The 24,434-nt window shown below is 44.6% G+C and carries 25 protein-coding genes, 1 riboswitch and 1 other annotated feature; of the genes, 20 read left to right on the top strand and 5 right to left on the bottom strand.

What is annotated here, in order from left to right; all coding sequences use genetic code 11:
- The first annotated feature begins 1 nt into the window (after window position 1).
- Genes BS19_RS08080 through BS19_RS08060 form a run of 5 tightly spaced genes read left to right on the top strand, consistent with a single transcriptional unit; the run spans window position 2 to window position 3,611 of the window.
- On the top strand, window positions 2-778 hold the full coding sequence (locus tag BS19_RS08080) for a DUF1365 domain-containing protein (RefSeq protein WP_038174520.1): 777 nt from the start codon (window positions 2-4) through the stop codon (window positions 776-778).
- A 15-nt stretch (window positions 779-793) separates the two neighbouring features.
- Window positions 794-2,041 carry an SAM-dependent methyltransferase gene (locus BS19_RS08075; protein WP_038174519.1) on the top strand — a complete coding sequence of 416 codons (1,248 nt, stop codon included), beginning with the start codon at window positions 794-796 and terminating at the stop codon, window positions 2,039-2,041.
- Between the two features lie 13 nt (window positions 2,042-2,054).
- Window positions 2,055-2,582, top strand: coding sequence for a DUF2878 domain-containing protein (locus BS19_RS08070; RefSeq protein ID WP_038174517.1), 528 nt, complete (start codon window positions 2,055-2,057; stop codon window positions 2,580-2,582).
- Complete coding sequence (locus tag BS19_RS08065) at window positions 2,536-3,081, top strand: chalcone isomerase family protein (RefSeq protein ID WP_038174516.1); 546 nt, start codon at window positions 2,536-2,538, stop codon at window positions 3,079-3,081. The genes BS19_RS08070 and BS19_RS08065 overlap by 47 nt, the downstream gene beginning before the upstream one ends.
- On the top strand, window positions 3,078-3,611 hold the full coding sequence (locus BS19_RS08060) for a DUF3833 domain-containing protein (protein ID WP_051686510.1): 534 nt from the start codon (window positions 3,078-3,080) through the stop codon (window positions 3,609-3,611). The genes BS19_RS08065 and BS19_RS08060 overlap by 4 nt, the downstream gene beginning before the upstream one ends.
- 87 nt (window positions 3,612-3,698) lie before the next feature.
- Here the strand turns inward: BS19_RS08060 and purB are convergent, their stop codons facing one another.
- The 3 genes from purB to mnmA all read right to left on the bottom strand — a co-directional run bounded on the left by purB (window position 3,699) and on the right by mnmA (window position 6,983).
- Window positions 3,699-5,069 (bottom strand): adenylosuccinate lyase, encoded by a 1,371-nt coding sequence (gene purB / locus BS19_RS08055; protein WP_038174515.1) that lies wholly within the window; start codon window positions 5,067-5,069, stop codon window positions 3,699-3,701.
- A 151-nt stretch (window positions 5,070-5,220) separates the two neighbouring features.
- Window positions 5,221-5,838 carry a high frequency lysogenization protein HflD gene (gene hflD / locus BS19_RS08050; RefSeq protein WP_038174513.1) on the bottom strand — a complete coding sequence of 206 codons (618 nt, stop codon included), beginning with the start codon at window positions 5,836-5,838 and terminating at the stop codon, window positions 5,221-5,223.
- Between the two features lie 23 nt (window positions 5,839-5,861).
- Window positions 5,862-6,983: a tRNA 2-thiouridine(34) synthase MnmA gene (gene mnmA, locus BS19_RS08045; protein ID WP_038174512.1), complete on the bottom strand. Its 1,122-nt coding sequence runs from the start codon at window positions 6,981-6,983 to the stop codon at window positions 5,862-5,864.
- A 195-nt stretch (window positions 6,984-7,178) separates the two neighbouring features.
- Between mnmA and BS19_RS08040 the strand changes: the two genes are divergently transcribed.
- Complete coding sequence (locus BS19_RS08040; protein ID WP_038174511.1) at window positions 7,179-7,448, top strand: hypothetical protein; 270 nt, start codon at window positions 7,179-7,181, stop codon at window positions 7,446-7,448.
- A gap of 196 nt (window positions 7,449-7,644) precedes the next feature.
- A complete protein-coding gene (locus BS19_RS08035; protein WP_038174510.1) occupies window positions 7,645-8,949 on the top strand; it encodes an inosine/guanosine kinase in 1,305 nt (434 codons plus the stop codon).
- 147 nt (window positions 8,950-9,096) lie between these two features.
- Here the strand turns inward: BS19_RS08035 and BS19_RS08030 are convergent, their stop codons facing one another.
- Window positions 9,097-9,510 (bottom strand): H-NS family histone-like protein, encoded by a 414-nt coding sequence (locus BS19_RS08030; RefSeq protein ID WP_038174509.1) that lies wholly within the window; start codon window positions 9,508-9,510, stop codon window positions 9,097-9,099.
- 522 nt (window positions 9,511-10,032) lie between these two features.
- A riboswitch (Lysine riboswitch) is annotated at window positions 10,033-10,214 on the top strand.
- A gap of 114 nt (window positions 10,215-10,328) precedes the next feature.
- Between BS19_RS08030 and BS19_RS08025 the strand changes: the two genes are divergently transcribed.
- From BS19_RS08025 to hisIE, 9 genes are all read left to right on the top strand, one after another.
- Window positions 10,329-11,930 carry a Na+/H+ antiporter NhaC family protein gene (locus BS19_RS08025; protein ID WP_038174508.1) on the top strand — a complete coding sequence of 534 codons (1,602 nt, stop codon included), beginning with the start codon at window positions 10,329-10,331 and terminating at the stop codon, window positions 11,928-11,930.
- Between the two features lie 175 nt (window positions 11,931-12,105).
- Window positions 12,106-12,242, top strand: a sequence feature (His leader region).
- Between the two features lie 50 nt (window positions 12,243-12,292).
- Window positions 12,293-13,189 (top strand): ATP phosphoribosyltransferase, encoded by an 897-nt coding sequence (gene hisG / locus BS19_RS08020; RefSeq protein WP_038174506.1) that lies wholly within the window; start codon window positions 12,293-12,295, stop codon window positions 13,187-13,189.
- Window positions 13,190-13,194: 5 nt separating this feature from the next.
- Window positions 13,195-14,496, top strand: coding sequence for a histidinol dehydrogenase (gene hisD / locus BS19_RS08015; RefSeq protein WP_038174505.1), 1,302 nt, complete (start codon window positions 13,195-13,197; stop codon window positions 14,494-14,496).
- Between the two features lie 12 nt (window positions 14,497-14,508).
- A complete protein-coding gene (hisC, locus tag BS19_RS08010; protein ID WP_038174503.1) occupies window positions 14,509-15,549 on the top strand; it encodes a histidinol-phosphate transaminase in 1,041 nt (346 codons plus the stop codon).
- A gap of 62 nt (window positions 15,550-15,611) precedes the next feature.
- Window positions 15,612-16,685 (top strand): bifunctional histidinol-phosphatase/imidazoleglycerol-phosphate dehydratase HisB, encoded by a 1,074-nt coding sequence (gene hisB, locus BS19_RS08005; protein WP_038174502.1) that lies wholly within the window; start codon window positions 15,612-15,614, stop codon window positions 16,683-16,685.
- Between the two features lie 12 nt (window positions 16,686-16,697).
- Window positions 16,698-17,312 (top strand): imidazole glycerol phosphate synthase subunit HisH, encoded by a 615-nt coding sequence (hisH, locus tag BS19_RS08000; RefSeq protein WP_038174501.1) that lies wholly within the window; start codon window positions 16,698-16,700, stop codon window positions 17,310-17,312.
- Between the two features lie 12 nt (window positions 17,313-17,324).
- Complete coding sequence (gene hisA, locus BS19_RS07995; RefSeq protein ID WP_038174499.1) at window positions 17,325-18,062, top strand: 1-(5-phosphoribosyl)-5-[(5-phosphoribosylamino)methylideneamino]imidazole-4-carboxamide isomerase; 738 nt, start codon at window positions 17,325-17,327, stop codon at window positions 18,060-18,062.
- Window positions 18,044-18,817, top strand: coding sequence for an imidazole glycerol phosphate synthase subunit HisF (hisF, locus tag BS19_RS07990; protein ID WP_038174498.1), 774 nt, complete (start codon window positions 18,044-18,046; stop codon window positions 18,815-18,817). Before hisA ends, hisF begins: the two co-directional genes overlap by 19 nt.
- Window positions 18,814-19,449 (top strand): bifunctional phosphoribosyl-AMP cyclohydrolase/phosphoribosyl-ATP diphosphatase HisIE, encoded by a 636-nt coding sequence (gene hisIE / locus BS19_RS07985; protein ID WP_038174497.1) that lies wholly within the window; start codon window positions 18,814-18,816, stop codon window positions 19,447-19,449. The genes hisF and hisIE overlap by 4 nt, the downstream gene beginning before the upstream one ends.
- Before the next feature lie 69 nt (window positions 19,450-19,518).
- On the opposite strand, the gene BS19_RS07980 is transcribed toward hisIE, so the two are convergent.
- Window positions 19,519-20,370 carry a tetratricopeptide repeat protein gene (locus BS19_RS07980; RefSeq protein WP_038174495.1) on the bottom strand — a complete coding sequence of 284 codons (852 nt, stop codon included), beginning with the start codon at window positions 20,368-20,370 and terminating at the stop codon, window positions 19,519-19,521.
- Window positions 20,371-20,661: 291 nt separating this feature from the next.
- On the opposite strand from BS19_RS07980, the gene ectA reads away from it, so the two are divergent.
- The 4 genes from ectA to BS19_RS07960 all read left to right on the top strand — a co-directional run bounded on the left by ectA (window position 20,662) and on the right by BS19_RS07960 (window position 24,434).
- A complete protein-coding gene (ectA, locus tag BS19_RS07975; RefSeq protein ID WP_038174494.1) occupies window positions 20,662-21,204 on the top strand; it encodes a diaminobutyrate acetyltransferase in 543 nt (180 codons plus the stop codon).
- Window positions 21,205-21,228: 24 nt separating this feature from the next.
- Window positions 21,229-22,494, top strand: coding sequence for a diaminobutyrate--2-oxoglutarate transaminase (ectB, locus tag BS19_RS07970; protein WP_038174493.1), 1,266 nt, complete (start codon window positions 21,229-21,231; stop codon window positions 22,492-22,494).
- A 15-nt stretch (window positions 22,495-22,509) separates the two neighbouring features.
- Window positions 22,510-22,896 (top strand): ectoine synthase, encoded by a 387-nt coding sequence (locus tag BS19_RS07965; RefSeq protein WP_038174491.1) that lies wholly within the window; start codon window positions 22,510-22,512, stop codon window positions 22,894-22,896.
- 86 nt (window positions 22,897-22,982) lie between these two features.
- A complete protein-coding gene (locus BS19_RS07960; RefSeq protein ID WP_051686509.1) occupies window positions 22,983-24,434 on the top strand; it encodes an aspartate kinase in 1,452 nt (483 codons plus the stop codon).

Below are 24,434 nucleotides of genomic sequence, written 5' to 3'. Positions count from 1 at the left end.
CATGTCACAGCAATCCCATAGTCGATTATTGGTCGGTAACGTGCGCCACAGACGTTTTACGCCTGTTGAGCACGCATTAGAGTATGGGTTGTTTATGCCATGTTTGGATCTCGATGAAATCGAATTGCTCGAACAGCAAGTGTGGGGGTTTGGCCGTCGCTGGTGGCATTGGGCTCGATTCAAGCGTAGCGACTACCTCGGTGACGGCAGCTTAAAAAGCGCTGTGTTTGAAAAAGTCTTTGATTTGTCAGGAGAGCGATTAACCGGGCGGGTTGAAGCGGTTATTCATCTGCGTTATTTCGGTATCTATTTCAGTCCCGTTAATTTCTATTATGTGTACGACGACAACAATCAGTGGCGCTATTTACTGGCTGAAGTTAGTAATACGCCATGGAACCAACGTCATTACTATTTACTCAATGCCAATGATGAGTCGACATGGCACCATCAAAAGGCCTTCCATGTTTCGCCGTTCAATCCAATTGACCAACAATATCAGTGGAAAATAAAGCCGCTCAAACAGCGATTATCGATACATTTAGAATGTCATCGAGACATTAAAGAGTTTGATGCTACGCTTAAAATGAGTAAACACCCCTTTAACTCGAAAGTATTACTAAAGCAGTTGATCGCAACACCCATTATGGCAGTAAAAGTAACCATCGGCATCTACTGGCATGCGCTAAAACTTTGGATTAAGAAAGCCCCATTTTACTCGCACCCTAAATACCAACCAGGTACGAGTAAAGGCTCAGAAAAGCACGAAGCAGAACAATAACAAGGAGCTTTGGAGATGATAAACTCGCAAACCTTACCGTTTCCCCGTCAACTGACATCAGTACAAAAGACCGCTAGGAATATCGTATTCTCATGCCTTGGCAAATTGCAAGTTGGCTCTCTAACGGTTATCGAGAATTTCGTCGATGATGCCAGTCAGGGAGTAAGAGAAAACTTCGGTAAGCCTCAAGATGGTCAGCCAAGCGCGATCATTGAAGTTAAGAACCCCGCTTTTTACGCTCGTTTGCTCAAAGGCGGTAGTATCGCTGCCGGTGAAGCGTATATGGATGGGTGGTGGGAAAGCCCAGATTTAACCAAGCTTATGGAGCTAATGGCGCTTAACCTCTCAGCTTTAGATTCGATTGAGAGCCGTTCAAGCTTGCTGTCGAAGCTGATGTATCAAGTTACCCATTGGCTCAACCGTAATACACTTGTTAACTCGGCGAAAAACATCGAAGCGCATTATGATCTAAGCAATGAACTCTACCAAACGTTCCTCGATGAAAAAATGTTGTACTCATCGGCAGTGTTTACCAATCCAAATGATTCGTTAGAGCAAGCCCAAGTCAACAAAATGGAGCGACTTTGCCAACAGTTAAAACTGACAAAAGATGATCACGTGATCGAAATAGGCACTGGCTGGGGAGCCATGGCGATTTATATGGCCGAGAACTATGGCTGTCAGGTCACGACAACCACAATATCAGAGCAGCAATATCAATATGCCAAAGCGCAAATTGAGCGCAAAGGTTTAAGCGAGCAAATTACCTTACTCAAGCAAGACTATCGTCTGTTAGAAGGCCGTTTTGATAAACTGGTTTCAATAGAGATGATAGAAGCCGTGGGTAAGCAGTACTTAACGTCTTATATTCAGAAGTGCCAGTCATTACTTAAAAGTGGTGGTTTGATGGCGATTCAGGCCATTACCATCGCTGATCAGCGTTACGATTACTACAGTAACAATGTCGATTTTATTCAAAAGTACATTTTTCCTGGTGGTTTTTTGCCCTCAATTACTGCTGTGACCCAAGCTACGACTAAGCATAGTGACTTAGTGATGCGTGATCTATTCGATATAGGCCAAGATTATGCCCAAACGTTAAAACAGTGGTATATCCGGTTTAATCAACAGCACGAGAGGGTGGCGCAATTAGGTTTTGATCAACGTTTTGTCAGAATGTGGAACTATTACTTTTGTTACTGTGAAGGCGGTTTTAAAGCGCGTTCAATCAGTACCGTTCACATGACTTTTGAACGACCATAAGGTAGAGACCCCAGTGTCTATTAAGCGACTGTTATTGGTATCAACTTGGTTTCAAATCATCTGGTTATTGGCCGTTGTTGGTAATGACAATTGGCAGTGGCTAACCTTGAGTCTAGTAACTCTAACTATTGTTATCAGCTATCTGTACGCCGGTTTGCGCCTGCTCAAACCGGCCTTTTTGGTGTTACTTGGTATCACCCTCGATTACCTTAATTTGTCAGTAGGGCTATTTGAGTTTGGTGCAACAAGTTTTCCTCTCTGGTTAGTTGGATTGTGGGGCATCTTTGCTTGGTATGCGTTTTATTTACACTCTGTTTTGACCCGTTATCCACTTTATCTCGTATCACTAGTTGGAGGTGTTGGCGGAGCATTGAGCTATGTTGCAGGGGCGAATCTTGGCGCTGTGACTTTTGGTCTGCCTTTACCTTATATGCTTGCGATCCTGTTTTTGCAATGGTTCGCAGTGGTCTATGTGATTATGAAGGTGTTGGGTCATGAGAATCGCGATACTAATAGCGACGTATTTGGTGTGGATGAATAGTGCACTCGCTTCTACCGTTTTATCGTCTAAAAGTGACTGGCGAGCATGGCCTGAAGTTGGTCAGGCGCAGTTATCAATGCTGTTCTTTGATATTTACCAGTCACAGCTTTTAACCCCTAACGGTCAATATCAACTCAGTCAAGATGTCACGCCGCATCCTCTTGCTTTATCGATTACTTATCAACGCGACATTAGTCAAAAACAACTATTGGAAGCAACCCGAGAGCAGTGGCAAAAGTTAGGCTTTGATCCGCTGCAAACCAAACAATGGATCGATGAGTTGACGACAATTTTCCCCAACATAACCCAAGGCACTAATCTGACTTATGTGACGGATGGTCAGCAGGGGCAGTTCTATTATGCCGGTCCACAATCAAGTTCGCAGCTCATTGGCCAGATCGCCGATGAATCTTTTAACGATGCGTTCGTGGCTATATGGCTTTCCCCACAAACGCAGTACCCGAGTTTACGAGCAAGCTTAATAGGAAACAATCAATGAAAAAGTGGATGTCATACTTACTCGCTTCAGTCGCTATGATGATTGGCTTACTAGGCTGTTCGGCGGATATTGATGATTATCATCAAGCCCAGCCTCGTTTTGACTTATTTGAGTATTTTCAAGGAACGTCGACCGCTTGGGGCATGGTGCAAGACTACACTCATCAGCAGACCCGTCGTTTTGAAGTTGACATTGTTGGCACGATTGAGGGAAATACACTCACTCTCGTCGAGGATTTTATCTTTGATGATGGAGAAAAAAGCCAACGAATTTGGACAATTGAGCGATTGGGTGATGGTCAATATCAAGGTCAGGCTGATGACATCATTGGTGTTGCCAAGGGGCGAGAAGTCGGTAACGCGTTGCAATGGCAGTACGATTTTGAGCTCAAGATGGAAGACTCATCGGTGGTGGTAACCTTTGATGACTGGCTCTATCGTCAAGACGAACAGCATATTTTTAATTTAACCAAAATTAAGAAGTTTGGGTTAGAAGTTGGACGCATTACGCTGTTTTTTCAAAAGCAATAAGGTGATTGAGCTTTGTCATGATGATGGCAAGGCGCAAAAAAAAGGTTGACGCTTTGACGTCAACCTTATGCTAGCTTTTAAGCTTTATTACAGCTTATCGGTCAGCTCGATGGCTTGGCCAATGTAGTTTGCTGGCGTCATCTCTTTTAGACGAGCTTTCTCATGCTCAGGGAGCTCAAGACCATCAATGAAGACACGCATAGCTTCCCCATCGACACGCTTACCACGAGTTAGCTCTTTGAGTTTCTCGTATGGCTTTTCAATACCATAGCGACGCATAACCGTTTGTACTGGTTCAGCAAGTACTTCCCAGTTTTTGTCTAGCTCGGCAAGAAGTGCTTCACGGTTAACTTCAAGCTTGCTGATCCCTTTTAAGGTTGAAGTGTAAGCGATCACCGCGTAGCCAACACCCACACCTAGGTTACGAAGAACCGTTGAGTCCGTAAGGTCACGTTGCCAGCGAGAAATTGGTAGCTTTTGCGCAAGGTGGCCAAAGACAGCGTTGGCAAGACCTAAGTTACCTTCAGAGTTTTCAAAGTCGATAGGGTTGACTTTGTGTGGCATGGTTGATGAGCCAATTTCACCAGCAATAGTCTTTTGTTTGAAGTGACCTAAAGCAATGTAACCCCAAACGTCACGGTCGAAGTCAATCAAGATGGTGTTGAAACGTGCAACAGCATCGAACAGCTCTGCGATGTAATCGTGAGGTTCGATTTGAGTGGTGTAAGGGTTCCAATTAACGCCAAGAGATTGAGTAATAAACTCTTCACTGAACTGGTGCCAGTCTAGCTCAGGGTAGGCAGAAAGGTGAGCATTGTAGTTACCCACAGCGCCATTGATTTTAGCTAGAATCTCAACATTTTCGATCTGCTTATATTGACGCTCCATACGGTACGCCACGTTAGCCATCTCTTTACCCATCGTTGATGGAGAAGCTGGCTGACCATGAGTGCGCGAGAGCAGTGGGATGTCACGGTACTCAACAGCAAGAGCTTTAATCGCATCAATGAGAGTACGAATTTCTGGAAGAATTACTGTCTCACGCGCTTCTTTTAGCATCAGAGCGTGCGAGGTATTGTTAATATCTTCAGAAGTACATGCAAAGTGGAAGAACTCATTGACGGCATGCAGCTCAGGAACATCAGCCACTTTTTCTTTTAAGAAATACTCAACCGCTTTTACATCGTGGTTGGTGGTGCGCTCGATCTCTTTGATACGACGCGCGTCTTCCTCAGAAAAGTTGGCAGCTAGGTCGTCTAGGAATTGGCTTGCTTGTGCGCTGAATGCGGGCACTTCAGCGATTTCAGCAGTAGCAGCAAGCTTTTGTAACCAACGAACTTCAACGATAGTACGGTACTTTAATAGACCGTACTCACTGAAAATCTCGCGTAACGCAATTGTCTTGCTTCCGTAACGGCCGTCTACTGGTGAAACAGCAGTCAATGCTGACAGTTCCATGATGTTCTCCTGAATTGGGTTTCTAAATTTCGTGAGCTTTATACCAATAACTACGGCAATTGTCACGAATATTGCGCAAACGTTTGCGCGGGTTTGATGTTGTGCAAAAAAAATCAGCTCGAGAGTTATCACGAGCTGTTTTTTATAAAGTTTACATGCGAGCTAACAGGATCTGTGCCTGTTCTACCATTTTTTTACGACCAAAGATGAGATGACGACGTTTACCACCGACCTGTCGCCATAGCACAGCACTGCGAATGCCTGAAAGCAGTAAAGCACGAACCTTGTGTTGGCTTGAGGTTTGTTGCAACACTGAAGGGGTGCCAGTGACTTGAATTCTTGGGCCTACTGGGCTTATCACATCAAGATAAACGCTGGCTAAGTTGCTGATCATTTGCTCATCAAGCAACTCAAAGTGTTCCAGTTGGCGTTCAAGCATTTGCAGACGATCACCAAGCTGCGACATCGCGTCATTACGGCTTTGCAGCTTACGCTCCAATGCCAGTAAGCTAATGATATAGCGAGTAATCTCACTGCCACTTGGGGTGCTGTCGATCCCTTTCACTAAGCATTCTAAGCCGAGTTTTAAATCTGATTCTCGGCCATAAACACCAACGGTATTAGGAGGGTTGGTGTTTAAGATTGCTTTTAATGAAGTTTCAAACGCGTCAGAGTCACAGTGACCGTTTTTGGCGACTTGTTGCACTAAGGCAACCGCTTGGCAGATTCCAGCAAAGGCGATAGTACGGTCATAAAGTGTGTTAGCCACGTAGTTCTACTCCTGATGGTTACTTAAATGCGCGCTTCAATGATACCGCCACCTAGACAGACTTCGCCTTGATAGAAGACAGCGGATTGTCCTGGTGTTACGGCAACTTGCGGCTGGTCAAAGATAACTTTAATGTTTTCATCGTCAATTGGGATGATAGTACATGGGATATCTGTCTGACGGTAGCGCGTTTTTACACTGCATTGTAACGGTTGTTTAATTACTTCGCGATCTACCCAATGCAACTGAGATGCGAGCAGCCCCTGTGACTTCAGTAACGGGTGGTCAGCGCCTTGAACGGCAATTAACACGTTGCGTTTTAAGTCTTTCTCTGCAACGTACCAAGGGTCTTCGTGACCGCCACCGCCTTTTTGTCCGCCAATATGCAGACCTTTACGCTGGCCTAAAGTGTGGTACATCAAGCCTTGGTGTTCACCGATAACTTTGCCTTCAGGGGTTTCGATCTTACCTGGTTGAGCGGGTAGGTAGCGCGAAAGGAAGTCGGTAAACTTACGTTCACCAATAAAGCAGATACCAGTCGAGTCTTTCTTCTTGGCCGTGATCAAATCTTGTTCTTCAGCAATGCGGCGCACTTCAGGCTTCTCAAGCTCTCCGACTGGGAACAAGCTACGGCCAATTTGTTCGCTGCTAAGCGTGTATAAGAAATAGCTTTGGTCTTTGTTGCCATCAACGCCGCGTAGCATTTGCGGTTTTTCACCATTTTGTGGAAATGAACGGCGTACATAGTGACCCATCGCAATGTAATCAGCATCGAGAACTTCGTCTGCGAACTCCAAGAAAGCTTTAAATTTGATCTCTTTATTGCACAAAATATCAGGGTTCGGTGTACGACCTGCTTTGTATTCTGCAAGGAAGTACTCAAATACATTGTCCCAGTATTCTGCGGCAAAGTTAATGGTATGAAGGTGAATGCCTAGCTTGTCACAAACCGCTTGAGCATCGGCAAGATCTTCTGCTGCTGTACAGTATTCTTCGTTGTCATCTTCTTCCCAGTTCTTCATAAACAACCCTTCGACTTGATAGCCTTGTTGCTTAAGAAGATAAGCCGAAACGGATGAATCAACACCACCGGACATACCCACGATGACTTTCTTTTGACTGTTATCAGTACAGTTGTCAGACATTACTAAACACCACTTAAATTAACCGGACGCAAATTCTATCAGAAAGCATAACGAGGGGACAGATCCGAGATCATCCTCACATTTCGCCAACGGCCATTGTTTGATCAAGTAACACGACAAAATCACGCTTTATTGTCTATAGAGTTTGTATATATGGCATAGTAAGCAAAATTCAAGATAGGCAAGGTAAATACAATGAGTGATGAGAACTCGATAATCGAAGAAGCTCAGTTGATCGAAGTGATTGAAAATCAACTTGAAGATGGCAATCCGGTTAAAGTTAAAGAGACCTTGATGCGCCTGATGATGACGGGTAATTCAAAAGAAGATGCAGTGGCTATGATGGCTTGTGCCGTGGCGATTGAAATATTTGATGTGTCAAAAAATGACGGCCAGTTCAACTTAAAACGCTACAGTGACAACTTAGACCGTTTACCTGACTTAAGCTTTATGGAAGGTGAGTAAGAGCCTTTATTTGCCGATTATTATGAGTTTACAGCCAGTAGACTCATTTTTGCATATTGGAGCAACTACGGTGAAGCCTTGAACCGTGGATAATAAATTAACGCAGCAAACGTTTGCTATAATTCCTGATATTGCCGCACTGAAAACGGCGATGTAGAATCCGGCATCCTTTCATCCCTTATTCAGAATCAGCAATATGAAATTTCCTGGTCAACGCAAATCCAAACACTATTTTCCGGTTCATGCTCGTGATCCACTGGTTACTCAAGCGCAAGATAGCAAGAAGATGTCACGAACGCACATTATTGGTATTGACCAAACTTTGGTTGATATTGAAGCCAAGGTGAGTAGTGAGTTAATCGAGAAATACAATCTGAGTAAGGGACACTCATTAGTTATCGATGATGAAACCGCAGAAGCGCTTTATACCGAGTTAAAAGAGTACGCTTTAATTACTAATGAATATGCGGGCGGCACTATAGGCAACACACTCCATAACTATTCGGTTCTTGCTGATGACCGTTCGACCTTATTGGGCGTAATGAGCCAAGACATCAAGATTGGCAGTTATGGCTACCGTTATTTATGTAACACGTCTAGCCGTATGGATCTGAACTATTTGCAGGGCGTTAACGGTGCGATTGGACGCTGCTTTGCACTGATTACTGAAGATGGTGAACGTACTTTTGCGATTAGCGAAGGTCAAATGAACCAACTCCACCCAGACAGTATTCCTGAGAAAATTTTCAAAAATGCTTCAGCGCTCGTCTTAACCGCTTACTTGGTCCGTTGCAAAGCAGGCGATCCAATGCCCGAGGCGACAATGAAAGCGATTGAGTACGCCAAGCAGTATCATGTCCCAGTAGTGTTAACCCTAGGCACAAAATTTGTTATTCAAGACGATCCTGAATTTTGGCAGGCATTTTTACGCGATCACGTCAGTGTTGTTGCCATGAATGAGGATGAAGCGGAGGCGTTAACCGGAGAATCTGATCCATTAGTTGCCTCTGACAAAGCACTAGAGTGGGTAGATTTAGTATTATGTACTGCTGGGCCACTGGGGTTATTTATGGCGGGCTATACGGAAGAGGCGGCAAAACGTGAAACCTCATTACCGCTTTTGCCAGGTAGTATCGCAGAATTTAACCGTTACGAATTTAGTCGTCCCGCATCGAAAGCACTGTGTGATAATGCAATTAAAGTTTACTCACATATTTCACCTTATATGGGGGGCCCTGAGAAAATTAAAAACACTAATGGTGCTGGCGATGCGGCACTCTCTGCCTTACTGCATGATATGGCCGCTAATAAATACCATAGAGAAAATGTACCTAATTCGAGTAAACATACTCACTCATACCTGACTTATTCATCTTTTTCTCAAGTATGTAAGTATTCAAATCGCGCAAGCTATGAGGTTTTGGTACAGCATTCCCCGCGTCTTTCAAAAGGGCTGCCAGAGCGTGAAGATAGCTTGGAAGAGGCATACTGGGAGCGTTAAATCGAAGCCCCTTGAACGATACTTAATTTTATCGTTTAGAGAATAATGGTGATTGAAATTTCATTTAGACCTCATACTTATGAGGTTTTTTTTATTCCAGCCACAAAAAAAGCGCCATTCAGGCGCTTTTTAAATAATACAAAATGGTTAGATTAGGAACTCGTCGAGTGACTTACCTGCGTCTAATTGCTCTTGGATTGATGATGGTGTACGGCCTTGACCTGTCCAAGTTTTTTCTGCGCCTGAAGCATCAACATATTTATATTTAGCTGGGCGAGGAGCGCGTTTTGTTTTTGCCTTGCTTTTGGTTTTTGACTCTCCAGCAAGAGCAGAAATTAACGCTTCTACATCAATTCCATCTTTAGAAATTTGCTCTGCAATCGCAGCCAGTTTCGCTTCTTGCTCAGCGGCAGCGGCGCGCTCAGCTTCTTCAGCTTCTTTACGCTCAGCAACCACAGTAGTTAATTTGTCGAGTGCTTCTTCAAGCTGCTCTAGAGTCAGATCACGAGCAAATGCACGTAGACTACGAATATTTAATAGTGTTTTTGTTAGTTCCGACATTTATTCATCTCTTCATATATAAGTTGTCGATGCAAGAATCATAAACCTCTATTTTTAATAATACAATCCAATAGAGATAAATTTACATAAAATAATCATATTTGATGGAAAAGATAAACATAAAATGACTATTTCAATTCAATGTTAGTGGTTAAGCTAGAAAATAGGTAACTGCGTTCCATCCATTTCATAAAGATGTGAAACCTATTATAAAAATCATTATATGAGCGGCTTAGCATATATTGTTCACTTTAACTTATAGGTTTGTTATTGCCAAGGAGGGTGTGGCATTAGAAATAGTGAATTTAGTCACTCATATAAAGGTAGCGGCTGTTATTGAACTGGATGAGTATTCAAAAGATATTCAGTAATGGATTAAGCGATTGAACCATAAAAATTAACAATAAAACTTGGAATAATCTGTTGAATCGAGTGCTGAGTTAAGTACAATGAACGCAACCTAATGCGTTGTGATGGTTAAATTATTGTTAAATTGATTTTTCGGTAGTTTAAAGTTTCATCACTCGCGGTAGAGGCGCGGGATAAATAAGTAATGTTTGTTGGGGTGATGCCAATGAACAAGCAGGAAAGGTTATTTCGCCGAAGTGAGTTGCCCTATCAAAGGTGCTTGCTGGGGTTACACTCGAAAGGGGTAACACTGCCATAGTCTATAATTTGTTAAACTATGGAGCGCTACTGTAGGGCTGGGTAAAGCATTCGCTTACCTATCGCTTATTTCAACTCAATTGTTTGGAAATGAATTCCTGCAATTAGTCTGCAGTAGATCTCTAACCATTTATTACTGGTTTTTGAAGATCATGAATTTAATTGATTTTGCATTATCTCCTTTATCTCTTTTGCCACCACTTGTGGCTTTGAGTTTAGCTATCATTACTCGCCGTGTGCTGGTTTCGCTTGGTGTTGGTATCGCACTTGGCGCGGTTTTGCTTAACGACTACTCGCTAACCAATGCTGCTGGCTACGTTGGCACGACCGTTTCGAGTGTTTTTATTGAAGACGGTGGTATTAACACTTGGAACATGAGTATTGTCGGTTTCCTTATTCTGCTTGGAATGATGACCGCTTTACTGACATTGTCAGGCGGTACTCGTGCATTTGCCGAATGGGCACAAACTCGCGTTAAAAGTAAGCGGGGCTCAAAGCTTTTGGCTGCGTTTCTTGGCGTGTTTATCTTTGTCGATGATTACTTTAACAGTTTAGCTGTGGGGGCGATTTCTCGTCCGGTCACTGACCGTTTTTATGTATCACGAGCTAAACTCGCGTATATTCTTGATTCTACTGCAGCGCCTATGTGTGTGATCATGCCAGCATCAAGCTGGGGTGCGTACATCATGACGATCATCGGTGGCATCTTAGTTTCTCACGGTATAACTGAGTACTCTGCGCTTGGCGCGTATGTTCGATTGATCCCGATGAACTTCTATGCAATTTTTGCTCTATTGATGGTCTTTGCTGTTGCATGGTTTGGCCTAGATATTGGTAAAATGCGCGACCATGAGATCACCGCTTCGCGCGGTCATGGCTTTGCCAAAGAGCAAGCTGATGATGCCCAAGAAGCTCATGAACTTAATGAAGAGCTTGATATTGTTGAGAGCGAAGGCGGTAAAGTTTCAGATCTAGTGTTACCGATTGTATTTCTTATTGTAGCCACTATCGCCTCGATGCTTTACACCGGTGGTCAAGCATTGGCCGCAGATGGCCATCAATTTAATCTACTCGGCGCGTTTGAAAATACCGATGTTGGCATGTCACTGATCTACGGTGGTTTAGTTGGCTTGGCGGTTGCGCTATTTACGGTGATCAAACAAGGGATTGCCACAGGCGAGATCACACGCACGTTGTGGATTGGTGCAAAATCTATGTTCGGTGCGATTTTAATTCTTGTCTTCGCATGGACAATCGGTTCGGTTATTGGTGACATGAACACGGGTAAATACCTATCATCACTAGTTCAGGGTAATATTAATCCACACTGGTTACCGGTGATCTTGTTCTTATTGTCCGGTTTGATGGCGTTCTCGACCGGTACTTCATGGGGAACATTTGGGATTATGCTTCCTATCGCTGGTGACATGGCGGGCGCAACCGACTTGGCTCTGATGCTGCCAATGTTGAGCGCGGTGCTGGCTGGTTCGGTATTTGGTGATCACTGTTCACCCATTTCAGATACCACCATTTTGTCGTCAACGGGGGCGCGCTGTAATCACATTGATCACGTCGCTACTCAGCTACCTTATGCCTTGTCCGTCGCGGTTGTATCGTGTATCGGCTTCATTACCTTAGGTATGACGGCTTCGGTCGCGATCTCTTTTGCGGCTGCAACGGTGAGCTTTATTGCGGTTTGTGTACTGCTTTCGGTTCTCTCTAGATCAAAAATGGCGGTGTGTAGCGACGCCTAACTTATTGTCATTCAGTCGTATAAAAAGGGAGCGTTAGCTCCCTTTTTATTTGTTATATACAAATTGAAAAAAGTTTAAATAAATAGTTGAAAAAAATGTCCGCCTTAGTTAGTGTGGATATCAACCAAGCGAAACTGAAGAGCTTATTAACTATGCGCCTAATCGGAATGAACATTCATCACCATCATCACCCAATCTAGTCTTTCGGGAGATGCGCGCATACCCGGGAGATAGGAAACTCCCGGAGGCTAAAATCGCAAATTACAAGATTTAGAACCCTCGGGAGATACACTCTTCCGAGGGTTTTTTAGTTTTACAGTTTAGAAATTACATATTTGAAAAATTTGCACAGGGATAAAGTCATGCAGACACAACGCTTAAGAATCGCCATCCAAAAGAAAGGTCGCCTAAGTAAAGAGAGCCAAGCTCTGCTTAAACAGTGTGGTGTGAAGTTTAATGTAATGGGTGAGCGTTTGGTCGTCCACGCTGAGAACATGCCCATCGATCTGCTATTAGTGCGAGATGACGACATTCCGGGTCTGATTATGGATGGTGTGGTTGATTTGGGGTTCATTGGTGAGAACGAGCTAGAAGAAGTTCGACTTGATCGTAAAGCTCTTGGAGAGCCAAGCGAATATGTTTCACTGCGCCGTTTAGATTTTGGTGGTTGCCGACTCTCTATCGCACTGGATAAAGATGAAGAGTATCAGGGCCCTCAAGATTTGGCTGGTAAGCGAATTGCCACTACCTACCCACAATTACTAAAAGCCTATATGGATAAACAAGGCGTGCCATTTTCGACTTGTATGTTGACGGGCTCTGTCGAAGTAGCGCCGCGAGCAGGTCTAGCGGATGCGATTGCTGACTTAGTCTCTACCGGTGCAACTTTGGAAGCAAACGGCCTCAAAGAAGCCGAAGTGATCTTTGAATCAAAAGCCACGCTAATCCAGCGACTGGGTGAGTTTGATGCAGACAAGACCGCGTTGATTGAAAAACTGCTTACTCGCATGCAAGGCGTTCAGCAAGCAAAAGAATCTAAATACATCATGTTACACGCGCCAGTTAGCAAGCTTGAACAAATTAAAGCACTCCTGCCGGGTGCGGAAGACCCAACCGTTTTGCCTTTGTCGAGCGATCAAGAAAAAGTCGCCATTCATCTTGTCAGTACCGAAAATTTATTTTGGGAAACCATGGAACAGTTAAAAGAGCTAGGGGCGAGTTCGATTCTAGTCCTACCAATTGAAAAAATGATGGGGTAAGCGCGATGAGAACGGTAGTTTGGCAATCATTAAGTGAATCGCAGCAAGCGTCGATCCTTGAGCGTCCAGCAATCACGCAAGGCGCAAACATTACGGCGGCAGTGGCCGACTTGATTGGTCAAGTTCGTCAAGATGGCGACTCGGCGTTGCTTGCGCTAACTGAAAAATTTGATGGCGTAAGGCCGCAATCGATTCGAGTTTCAAGTGCCGAGATAGACGAAGCGTGTTTGCGTTTATCCACCAAGATGAAGCAAGCGCTTGAACAAGCGTATGACAATATTGCTAAGTTCCACAAGGCGCAAAAACCACAGCCGATCAAGGTCGAGACTCAGCCGGGCGTGATGTGCGAACAGGTAACTCGTGCGATTCAGAAAGTCGGCCTCTATATCCCAGGGGGAAGTGCTCCACTGCCATCAACCGTACTGATGCTTGGGGTTCCGGCGAAAATTGCTGGATGTCGCAAAGTAGTGTTGTGTTCACCTCCACCGATCGCCGATGAAATTCTTTATGTCGCAAAACTGTGTGGTATTGATGAAGTGTATAACGTCGGCGGTGCTCAAGCCGTTGCGTCTATGGCCTACGGAACCGAAACCGTCGAGAAAGTCGATAAAATTTATGGCCCTGGTAATGCGTACGTAACAGAAGCAAAACGTCAGGTCAGTAATGATTTCCGCGGCGCCGCGATTGATATGCCGGCGGGGCCTTCTGAAGTTCTTGTGCTTGCCGATGAAACCGCCGATGCCGACTTTATTGCCGCCGATTTACTCAGCCAAGCCGAGCACGGGCCAGACTCGCAAGTGGTGTTAGTCACGCCATCACCAATTATTGCTGACCAAGTGACCGATGCGGTTCAGCGTCAACTGAAACTGCTTTCGCGCGCAGATATTGCCCAGCAAGCCTTGGCATCGAGCCTGGTTATTATCGCGGAGTCTATCACTCAGTCGGTAGCGATCTCTAATTACTATGGCCCTGAGCACCTGATTGTCCAGACCAAAAATCCGCGTGAACTATTGCCGCTGCTCGATAATGCCGGGTCTATTTTCCTAGGCGATTGGTCACCAGAATCTGCGGGTGACTACGCATCAGGTACTAACCACGTACTGCCTACCTATGGTTATACGCGTACTTACTCAAGTTTAGGGTTAGCGGATTTCTCTAAACGGATGACGGTGCAAGAGCTGACGCAACAAGGGCTGAAAAACCTTGCCCCTACGGTAGTGACGATGGCAGAAGCGGAAGGGCTCGATGCGCACAAACGAGCCGTGACGATCCGTATTGAGAAACTTGCTGCCAAAGAGAATGCGTAAGGATTGAATGAGATGGAAAAGCTAGCACGTAAACAAGTACAACAGTTAACACCTTACCTTTCTGCGCGCCGAATTGGTGGCAGTGGTGATGTGTGGCTCAATGCCAATGAATCACCTTTTGCGAATGAATATAAAACCGATTTTGCGCGTTTAAATCGTTACAGCGAGTGCCAACCTAAAGCACTGATCGAAGCCTATGCCGCTTATGCAGGTGTGTTGCCTGAGCAGACTTTAACTTCTCGAGGCGCTGATGAAGGGATCGAACTGCTGATCCGAGCGTTTTGTGAGCCAGGCCAAGATGCGATTCTCTACTGCCCTCCCACCTATGGCATGTATGCCATCAGCGCTGAAACGATCGGTGTTGAGCGTAAAACCATACCATTAACAGCAGATTGGCAACTGGATCTGGCCAGCATCGAAGCAAATCTCGATAATGTAAAACTGGTTTTTGTCTGTTCTCCGAATAACCCAACGGGGAACTTGGTAAAGCGCGAAGACATCGTCTCTTTGCTTGAAATGACCAAAGATCGCGCCATTGTCGTGATGGACGAAGCCTATATCGACTTTTGCCCTGAGGCATCAACCGTCGATTTACTAGCACAGTACCCAAATCTTGCCGTTTTACGCACGTTGTCAAAAGCGTTCGCGCTTGCAGGGTTGCGTTGTGGATTTACTTTAGCAAATCAACAACTGATAAACGTCTTGTTGAAGGTTATTGCGCCATATCCTGTGCCTATTCCTGTGGCGGAGATTGCCATTCAAGCTCTGTCTGAGGCCGGTTTAGCCCGCACCAAATTTCAAGTATTGGATCTCAATGCCAATCGCGCTTACTTACAAGTTGGGCTAATGATGATCCCTGGCTTGCAAGTTTTTGAAGGGTGGGGTAACTACTTATTGGTTAAATTTCCTGATGGCGATGCTTTGTTTAAAGCGGCGTGGGAGCGAGGGATTATTCTGCGTAATTCGCCTATTGAAGATTGCGTTCGGATCAGCGTTGGCAGCCGAGACGAGTGTGAGAAAACACTCGGCTTTATTAGAAATTATTACAGCTAAAAAGAATCTTTGGCACTGACGATGTTTCTCAGTGCTAACCAATTTGAAATAAGGAAGTTCGAGTGAGCAAACAACAAAAAATCTTATTTATTGATCGTGATGGCACTTTGATTGTCGAGCCACCAGTCGATTTTCAAGTCGATCGCTTAGATAAACTCAAATTAGAGCCATTGGTCATTCCAAGCCTTTTAGCTCTGCAAGATGCAGGTTATCGCCTGGTTATGGTTACCAACCAAGATGGCCTAGGAACAGACAGCTACCCACAACAAGACTTCGATGCACCGCATAATATGATGATGGAGATCTTCGAATCGCAGGGAGTTAAATTTGATGACGTTCTTATCTGTCCGCACTTTGAACAAGATAACTGTGCCTGTCGTAAACCCAAGCTAGGCATGGTCAAAGAGTACCTGCAAGGCGGTAAAGTTGATTTTCAACATTCAGTGGTTATCGGTGACCGTGTAACGGATTTGCAGTTGGCCGAAAATATGGCGATTCGTGGTATACAGTATCACCCTGATATGATGAATTGGCCACAAATCCTCAAGGATTTGACCGTAACAGCGCGTGTTGCTGAAGTGGTGCGTACCACTAAAGAGACCGACATACGCGTCAAGGTTAATTTAGATGAGCAAGGCGGCAATAAGATTTCTACAGGCCTAGGCTTCTTTGATCATATGTTAGACCAAATTGCGACTCACGGCGGCTTTCAAATGGTTTGTCAGGTCGAAGGCGATTTGCATATCGATGATCACCACACTATCGAAGATACTGCTTTGGCGCTTGGTCAGGCTTTAAAAGAAGCGCTGGGTGACAAACGCGGCATTGGTCGTTTTGGTTTCAGTTTGCCTATGGATGAGTGTTTGGCTCAATGTGCGCTTGATTTATCAGGCCGTCCTTATCTGAAATTTGATGCTAAGTTCAGTCGTGAGCAAGTCGGCGACCTGTCAACAGAGATGGTAGTGCACTTTTTCCGCTCTCTCACCGATACATTGGCTTGTACTTTGCACTTATCGTCTGCTGGTGACAACGACCACCACATTATTGAAAGTTTGTTTAAAGCGTTTGGTCGGACATTGCGTCAGGCAATCAAAGTGGAAGGCACTGAGTTGCCAAGCAGTAAAGGCGTGCTGTAGCGGGGCGAAACTATGACAGAGCAAAAAATTGTAATTATTGATACTGGTTGTGCCAACGTTTCTTCGGTCAAATTTGCTATCCAACGTTTAGGCTATCAAGTCACCATTTCAAAACAGCCGCAAGTGGTACTCGGCGCTGACAAACTGTTCCTGCCCGGCGTTGGTACTGCTAGCGAGGCGATGAAAAATCTTGCAGAACGTGACCTCATTGAGCTCGTTAAACAAGTAGAAAAACCGTTACTTGGTATTTGCTTAGGTATGCAGTTGCTTGGCAAAGTGTCTCAAGAAAAAGGTCAGAAAGCGGATGAGCAAGTTGATTGCTTAGGTTTGTGTGATGGTGAAGTAAAGCGATTGCAAACTCGAGATTTACCGCTGCCACATATGGGGTGGAATACGGTCTCGGCTAAAGAAGGCAATCCACTTTTCAAGGACATTGAACAGGGTGAGTATTTCTACTTTGTCCACAGTTTTGCCATGCCTGTTGGTAGTTATACCATTGCTCAGTGTGAGTATGGCCAACCGTTCACGGCAGCCTTGCAAAGTGGCAACTACTACGGTGTGCAATTTCACCCCGAGCGTTCTTCAAAAGCGGGCGCGAAGCTGATTCAAAACTTCTTAGAATTATAAAAGGGATTTAATGTGATTATTCCAGCTCTCGATTTAATTGAAGGACAGGTGGTCCGCCTTTATCAAGGTGATTATGGCCAAGTAACAGAATATAAAGTTGACCCAGCAGAACAATTTAATTTGTATCACCAAGCGGGAGCAAATTGGCTGCATTTGGTTGATTTAACCGGCGCGAAAGACACAACAGCGCGCCAACTTGATTTGATTGCAAAGCTACTCGCAAGCACGCCTGCTAACATCCAAATTGGTGGCGGAGTGCGTACAGAGCAAGATGTGGTTGATCTGTTAGAAGCAGGAGCTCAGCGCGTTGTGGTCGGCTCTACTGCGGTAAAACAGCCCGAGCTTGTGAAAAGTTGGATGGAAAAGTACGGCGCAGACAAGATTGTTTTAGCGCTGGACATTAATATTGACCAAAATGGTACTCGTAACGTTGCTATTTCTGGGTGGCAAGAAGATTCAGGCATTACGATTGAAGCGCTGATCGACAATTTCCTCACGGTGGGTTTAACCCACGTACTTTGTACTGATATTTCTCGTGATGGCACGTTAGAAGGTTCAAACGTAGAACTTTACGTTGACCTATGTAAACAGTACCCACAAGTTGAGTTTCAATCTTCCGGCGGCATTGGTTCGCTAGCTGATATCGAAGCCTTGAAAGGCAGCGGTGTTGCAGGGGTGATCGTTGGTCGCGCGTTACTTGATGGTAAGTTCACTGCACAGGAGGCATTTGCATGTTGGCAAAGCGAATAGTTCCATGTCTTGATGTCCGTGATGGGCAAGTGGTGAAGGGCGTTCAGTTTCGTAACCATGAAATCATCGGTGACATTGTTCCTTTGGCCCAGCGTTATGCTGAGGAAGGCGCAGATGAGTTGGTTTTTTACGACATCACGGCATCCAGTGATGGTCGTGTTGTTGATAAAAGCTGGGTTGCGCGCGTTGCAGAGGTCATTGATATCCCGTTCTGTGTGGCTGGTGGCATTAAATCAGCACAAGACGCCGCGCGCATTCTAGAGTTTGGTGCGGATAAGGTTTCGATTAATTCGCCAGCACTAGCGAATCCACAGTTGATTACCGACCTAGCCGACAAATTTGGCGTTCAATGTATCGTTGTTGGTATCGACTCTTACTATGATAAAGAGACGGGTAAATATCAGGTATATCAGTTTACTGGCGACGAACAACGTACCAAAGCAACCCAATGGGAAACATGTGATTGGGTTGAGGAAGTGCAAAAACGTGGTGCTGGTGAAATCGTGTTAAACATGATGAATCAAGATGGTGTGCGTAACGGTTACGATATTAAGCAACTCAATATGGTTCGAGAGGTGTGCCATGTGCCGCTTATTGCATCTGGTGGTGCAGGAACGATGGAGCACTTTGCTGAGGCTTATCAACAAGCCAATGTCGATGGTGCACTTGCAGCGTCGGTGTTTCATAAACAAGTCATCAATATTGGTGAGCTAAAACAGTATTTAAAACAGCAAGGCATTGAGGTGCGACTATGAGTTTGAAAGCCGCCGAAGTAAGTTCGCTATCCGAGCGAATCGATTGGAGCAAGGTGGATGGTTTAGTTCCTGCCATTGTACAAGATTACCAGTCAAGCCAAGTGCTGATGATGGGCTATATGAATAAAGACGCGTTGTCGAAAACAGGGGAAACGGGTCAAGTGACGTTTTTTTCTCGGACTAAACAACGTCTTTGGACTAAAGGAGAAACCTCGGGTAACGTATTGCAACTGGTGAATATGTCACTTGATTGCGACAACGATACGTTGCTGGTGAAAGTGAATCCCATTGGCCCTACGTGCCATACAGGTACCACAACCTGTTGGGATGGCGATGCACAAGAAGAGTCACAAATGGTGTGGCTTCATCAGCTTGAGCAGCTATTGGCTGCCCGCAAGAGTGCCGACCCAGATTCCTCTTACACCGCCAGTCTTTATGCTCGTGGCACCAAACGTATTTCGCAGAAAGTGGGTGAAGAAGGCGTTGAAGTCGCGCTTGCGGCGACGTCGGGTGATAAAGCGGAGTTAGTCTGTGAATCCGCTGACTTGATTTACCATTTAATGGTGTTATTACAAGACCAAGGCTTGTCGATGAATGATGTGGTGAACAAACTCAAAGAACGCCATAAATAACCCTCATTGATGAGTTTGAATGATGAAAAAGCCCATTGTTGAATGGGCTTTTTTTTAATTGTATCGATGCTACTCGTTATGAACTGGAATCAAGGCATCAAATCGCGGATTACCATGCAGACCTTCTAGGTCGGGCTCGGTATCAATAAGATCGCTAATTGATGGGCTAGCTTCAATGGCTTTTTCTAGATCTTCTATCGCTTGCTCTTCAACTCCGAGACGTGAATAGGCACAAGCTCGTTGATAAAGCGCAGGACCATTGCTGGTATCAAGATCCAAAACACGGTTACATAAACTGAGCGCCCAGTGATACTCTCTAATTTCCATTGCCGCATCAGCTTTATAGGTCAAAGCTTCAAGATCACCTGGTCTGATAGTTAAAATTTCATCAAAAACATCCATTCTCTGCTCTGGGGTTGGCATACTTTGCGCCCTTAACCACAGGTTGTGGATCTCATTGATTTTCTCAATCTCTTTGTTGTTTTCACTGATAATACGTGTCTTGCGTTTCAGATCTCTTTCAAGAGCGCCAAATTTCTTTTCATACACACTTGCAATTGAGTCGAGACGTTTATCGGCCATCTCTGTGGTGTTGTTTTTGAATTCACGTAATGACTGCCAACCGACTAAAGCAATCAGTGAAGCAACACCTGCAATGATGTAGAAGAAATAGGTCACGGTCACGTTGGCATAATTGAGCGACTTGTCAGCGACGCTAAGTTCTCGGTCGGTAATTTGCACGATTAGTCTGCGCTCCAAGTCTTGCTGGTCTTGGCGAAGCGCTTTTAACTCATCAAGAATGTAGCGTTCCATTAAAGGTCGGTCGAGTAGTTCAGAATCTGAATAGGCTGTTTGCTCAGCCAAGCTCGGTGTACTGAAAAGAACCCACAGCAAAGAGGTGAAAGTTATCCAAAATCGCATATCCGCGTCCATTTATCTATTTGTTTGTTCAAGATAAACCTTAACAAATCTGTTATCGGTTTAATACGTTATCTTGACAATTAAGCTCGCCAGAAACGCGCGGGCGCTAACTGTACCATGTCTGAATTCACATCAAGGATATATTTAGGCCACTAAGCAATATTTACGCATTTTATGTGATATTCGTCACATTTTTTGCCTGTATAACCGAATTGAATTTGATTTGTTAGTGGGGTTTAGCGGATATTAAATGCAGAAATTGTTTAGAGTTCAAAGGAAATGTTTTTATATATGATTTCTTCAGCACCTTGGGTTATCTACCCTGAGATACAGGATACGCTTCAATCAGAGTGGGAACTCTCTCAGCCTTGTGCTGAAGATGGCGATGGCGTTGCACAATTAATTGCGGATTGCCCGCCGTTAGATGTCAATTCTTCGTACTGTAACTTTCTTCAGTCAACTCACTTTAGTAATACCTGTGTTATCGCTAAAAAAGAGGGGCAGGTTGCTGGATTTATTTCCGCTTATTTAAAACCGCAACAACCTGACACGCTCTTTATTTGGCAAGTTGCTATCGGACGTGATTTTCGTGGTCAAGGGTTGGCATTTACTATGCTGTCATCGTTGCTTGAACGCAATAACTTAAGCCATATAACGGCGATAGAAACCACTATTACTAAAGACAATCAGGCGTCTTGGGCGCTATTTAACAAGCTCGAACAACAAAAAGGCCTCGACGGTGAAGTAAGTAAATTTCTCGATGAACATCAACATTTCAAAGGGAAACACGATAGTGAATATTTGTATCGTATCCCACTAAACCAAAATCAATAATCAGGAGTTAGAAACGGTATCATCATGGATATTTTTAAAAAGCAGGAATCAAAAGTTCGCTCTTATTCAAACAGTTTTCCAGTGGTGTTTAATAAAGCCAAAGGCTGCTGGCTTGAGACAGAACAAGGTGAACGCTATCTTGATTTCCTAGCTGGTGCTGGTTCACTGAACTACGGCCACAATAACCCTGTATTAAAACTCGCTTTGCTCGATTATATCGAAATGGATGGGATCACCCATGGCTTAGATATGCACTCGCAAGCAAAAGCTGACTTTCTGACCGCGCTTAAGAACTACATTCTGGCGCCACGTGACCTTAACTATAAAGTCCAGTTTACTGGCCCGACAGGCACCAATGCTGTCGAAGCAGCACTTAAACTGGCGCGTAAAGTGAAAGGTCGAGAGTCCATTGTTGCTTTCACTAATGGATTCCATGGTTGTACTGCTGGCGCTTTAGCCGCAACAGGTAACCAACACCACCGTCAGGGTGCGGGAGTCAGTCTAAACAATGTCACCCGAATTCCATTTGAAGGCTATGCCGATATCGATGGCTTAAAATTGTTTGAAACCATGCTTGATGACAATTCTTCTGGTATCGACAAACCTGCTGCTGTTCTACTCGAAACCGTTCAAGGTGAAGGTGGATTAAATGCTGCTTCTAATCAATGGTTGCAACGATTACGAAAAATCTGTGATCAGCATGACATCTTAATGATTGTTGATGATATTCAGGCAGGTTGTGGTCGTACTGGTACCTTCTTCAGTTTCGAACCTGCAGGTATCACGCCTGATATCGTCACACTTTCGAAGTCGATAGGTGGTTACGGTTTACCGATGGCAGTGGTTTTACTTAAGCCAGAGCTTGATGAATGGAAGCCTGGTGAGCATAACGGTACATTCCGCGGTAACAACCACGCTTTTGTCACGGCAGCCAAAGCTTTAGAGATCTATTGGGCTGATGACCAATTCGAATCTCATATCGGACTGTGTGCTGATAAGGTCAGTGACGTGATTCAACGAAATATCAAACGCTACCCTGAACTGTTTTTACAGCAAAAAGGCCGCGGGATGATGATTGGCGTTGAATGTCATGATGGCGAGATCTCGGATGAAATCACAACTGCCTGTTTTAACAATGGCATGGTGATTGAAACGGCAGGCCCGAATGACGAAGTAGTGAAGTTCTTCTGCCCACTTACCATCACGGAATCAGAGCTTGAAGAAGGCCTAGCCATCTTTGAAAAGTCAGTGGATCAAGTTGCCGCTAAACACATCAAAAAAGCATCATAAGATTAAGGATAACAGATGATAGTCAGAACATTAGACGAGTGTCGTAACAGTGAGCGTAGAGTCGTCGCCGAGACATGGGAAAGTGTTCGCATGTTGCTTAAAGATGACAACATGGGTTTTTCATTTCATATCACGACGATTTATGAAAATACCCAAACGCACATACACTACAAAAACCACCTTGAATCCGTTTATTGCGTGAGTGGTGAAGGTGAAATTGAAATCGTTGGTGGTGAAACTTACCCAATTAAACCGGGTACTCTGTATATCTTAGATAAACATGATGAACACTATCTGCGTGCCTACAAAGATACCCCTATGGTTATGGCGTGTGTATTCAATCCGCCTATCACTGGGCAAGAAGTGCACGATGACAATGGTGTTTACCCTCTCGTCGACTAGCTTAAATGACTAGCTGAAATTTAGTGGGGCTAATTGCCCCACTCATTTGCCATAAACCCACATTTAGAAACCCAAAAGGTTCTTATATGACTTATACCGTAGAGAAAATCGGCGGTACTTCAATGACAGCATTTGATGCTGTTCTCGATAACATTATTTTACGTCCCGCTCCAGAGAAACGATATAACCGAGTCTTCGTCGTGTCGGCTTACGGCGGTATGACCGATTCACTCCTTGAGTGTAAAAAAACCAGTAAGCCTGGTGTTTATCAACTGATCGCAAAACGCGATGACAGTTGGCAAGAAGCGCTGTCCTATTTAGAGCAACGAATGTTATTAACTAATGAACATATGTTTGCTGACCCGATGAGCCGTCATCGCGCCGATAAGTTTATTCGCTCGCGCATCGCTGAAGCGAAAAACTGTATCTCCAATATTCTTGAAACATGTGAATATGGCCAGTTCTCGTTGCGTCATTACCTGCCGCAAATCCGAGAGTTTTTAGCATCGATAGGTGAAGCACACAGTGCGTTTAACACCGTGTTGAAACTGAAAAATATTGGTCTAAATGCACGATTTGTTGATTTGTCGGGGTGGACCACCACCACGCCAAAAAATTTAGATGAGAGTATTCGAGATGCATTTGCTGATATTGACGTGACCAAAGAGCTCCCGATTGTGACTGGATATGCGTCATGCTCTGAGGGCTTGATGTCAACTTATGACCGAGGCTACAGTGAAATTACTTTCAGCCGCATTGCCGCCATTACGGGCGCTGACTTGGCCATTATTCACAAAGAATATCATCTAAGCTCGGCCGACCCACGCGTGGTTGGCCCAGAGAAAGTTCTGCCTATTGGTCAAACCAATTATGATGTAGCCGATCAGCTAGCGAACTTGGGGATGGAGGCTATTCACCCTAATGCAGCTGCAGGGCTGCGTGATAAGAGTATTGAACTACAGATTAAAAATACCTTCGAGCCGGATCATTCGGGTACGTTAATCTCAAATGATTACCAGTCGAGTGCCGACAAAATTGAGATTATCGCTGGTAAAGAAAAGGTGTTCGCGCTGCATTTATTCGATCAGGGTATGGTCGGTAACGTTGATAACGTGAGCTACGATCTGATGGAAATCATCTCTGATGCACACGTAAGTCTGATTGGTAAAGAGATGAACGCTAACTCTATCACTTATTACTTAGGTGGCAGTAGCGAGAACCTCAATAAGGTGCTTTACAAGGCTGAAAAAAAATACCCAAATGCAGAAATCAAAGGTCGTATGGTGGCATTGATTTCCGCCATCGGTGCGCAAATTGATACCAATAAAGCGCTAGCACAAGGGGTGTTTGTATTACTGAATCAGGGGATCACACCGGTTGCGCTGCACTCATCAATGCGTAACGTCAATGTCCAGTTTGTGGTCAGCGATAAAGAGTACCAGCAAGCGATTTTTGCTCTGCATGAGGAGTTCTTTGCAGATAGAAAAACAGCCGCAACCACCACCAATGATAAGTCTGCGACGAAAAAAGTAGCGTAA

This window comes from Vibrio pacinii DSM 19139 (assembly GCF_000711795.1).
Classification (GTDB): Bacteria; Pseudomonadota; Gammaproteobacteria; order Enterobacterales; family Vibrionaceae; genus Vibrio; species Vibrio pacinii.
This window is presented reverse-complemented; position numbering and strand designations above follow the sequence as displayed.

Excerpts from the sequence above, each read along its gene's own strand:
- mnmA (WP_038174512.1), bottom strand. The coding sequence starts at position 6,983 with ATGTCTGACAACTGTACTGATAACAGTCAAAAGAAAGTCATCGTGGGT.
- BS19_RS08040 (WP_038174511.1), top strand. The coding sequence starts at position 7,179 with ATGAGTGATGAGAACTCGATAATCGAAGAAGCTCAGTTGATCGAAGTG.
- BS19_RS08025 (WP_038174508.1), top strand. The coding sequence starts at position 10,329 with ATGAATTTAATTGATTTTGCATTATCTCCTTTATCTCTTTTGCCACCA.
- BS19_RS07980 (WP_038174495.1), bottom strand. The coding sequence starts at position 20,370 with ATGCGATTTTGGATAACTTTCACCTCTTTGCTGTGGGTTCTTTTCAGT.
- ectB (WP_038174493.1), top strand. The coding sequence starts at position 21,229 with ATGGATATTTTTAAAAAGCAGGAATCAAAAGTTCGCTCTTATTCAAAC.
- BS19_RS07965 (WP_038174491.1), top strand. The coding sequence starts at position 22,510 with ATGATAGTCAGAACATTAGACGAGTGTCGTAACAGTGAGCGTAGAGTC.
- BS19_RS08030 (WP_038174509.1), bottom strand. The coding sequence starts at position 9,510 with ATGTCGGAACTAACAAAAACACTATTAAATATTCGTAGTCTACGTGCA.
- BS19_RS08035 (WP_038174510.1), top strand. The coding sequence starts at position 7,645 with ATGAAATTTCCTGGTCAACGCAAATCCAAACACTATTTTCCGGTTCAT.
- BS19_RS08060 (WP_051686510.1), top strand. The coding sequence starts at position 3,078 with ATGAAAAAGTGGATGTCATACTTACTCGCTTCAGTCGCTATGATGATT.
- BS19_RS08080 (WP_038174520.1), top strand. The coding sequence starts at position 2 with ATGTCACAGCAATCCCATAGTCGATTATTGGTCGGTAACGTGCGCCAC.
- BS19_RS07960 (WP_051686509.1), top strand. The coding sequence starts at position 22,983 with ATGACTTATACCGTAGAGAAAATCGGCGGTACTTCAATGACAGCATTT.
- BS19_RS08065 (WP_038174516.1), top strand. The coding sequence starts at position 2,536 with ATGAGAATCGCGATACTAATAGCGACGTATTTGGTGTGGATGAATAGT.
- hisD (WP_038174505.1), top strand. The coding sequence starts at position 13,195 with ATGAGAACGGTAGTTTGGCAATCATTAAGTGAATCGCAGCAAGCGTCG.
- hisC (WP_038174503.1), top strand. The coding sequence starts at position 14,509 with ATGGAAAAGCTAGCACGTAAACAAGTACAACAGTTAACACCTTACCTT.
- hisG (WP_038174506.1), top strand. The coding sequence starts at position 12,293 with ATGCAGACACAACGCTTAAGAATCGCCATCCAAAAGAAAGGTCGCCTA.
- hisH (WP_038174501.1), top strand. The coding sequence starts at position 16,698 with ATGACAGAGCAAAAAATTGTAATTATTGATACTGGTTGTGCCAACGTT.
- purB (WP_038174515.1), bottom strand. The coding sequence starts at position 5,069 with ATGGAACTGTCAGCATTGACTGCTGTTTCACCAGTAGACGGCCGTTAC.
- ectA (WP_038174494.1), top strand. The coding sequence starts at position 20,662 with ATGATTTCTTCAGCACCTTGGGTTATCTACCCTGAGATACAGGATACG.
- hisF (WP_038174498.1), top strand. The coding sequence starts at position 18,044 with ATGTTGGCAAAGCGAATAGTTCCATGTCTTGATGTCCGTGATGGGCAA.
- hisIE (WP_038174497.1), top strand. The coding sequence starts at position 18,814 with ATGAGTTTGAAAGCCGCCGAAGTAAGTTCGCTATCCGAGCGAATCGAT.
- BS19_RS08075 (WP_038174519.1), top strand. The coding sequence starts at position 794 with ATGATAAACTCGCAAACCTTACCGTTTCCCCGTCAACTGACATCAGTA.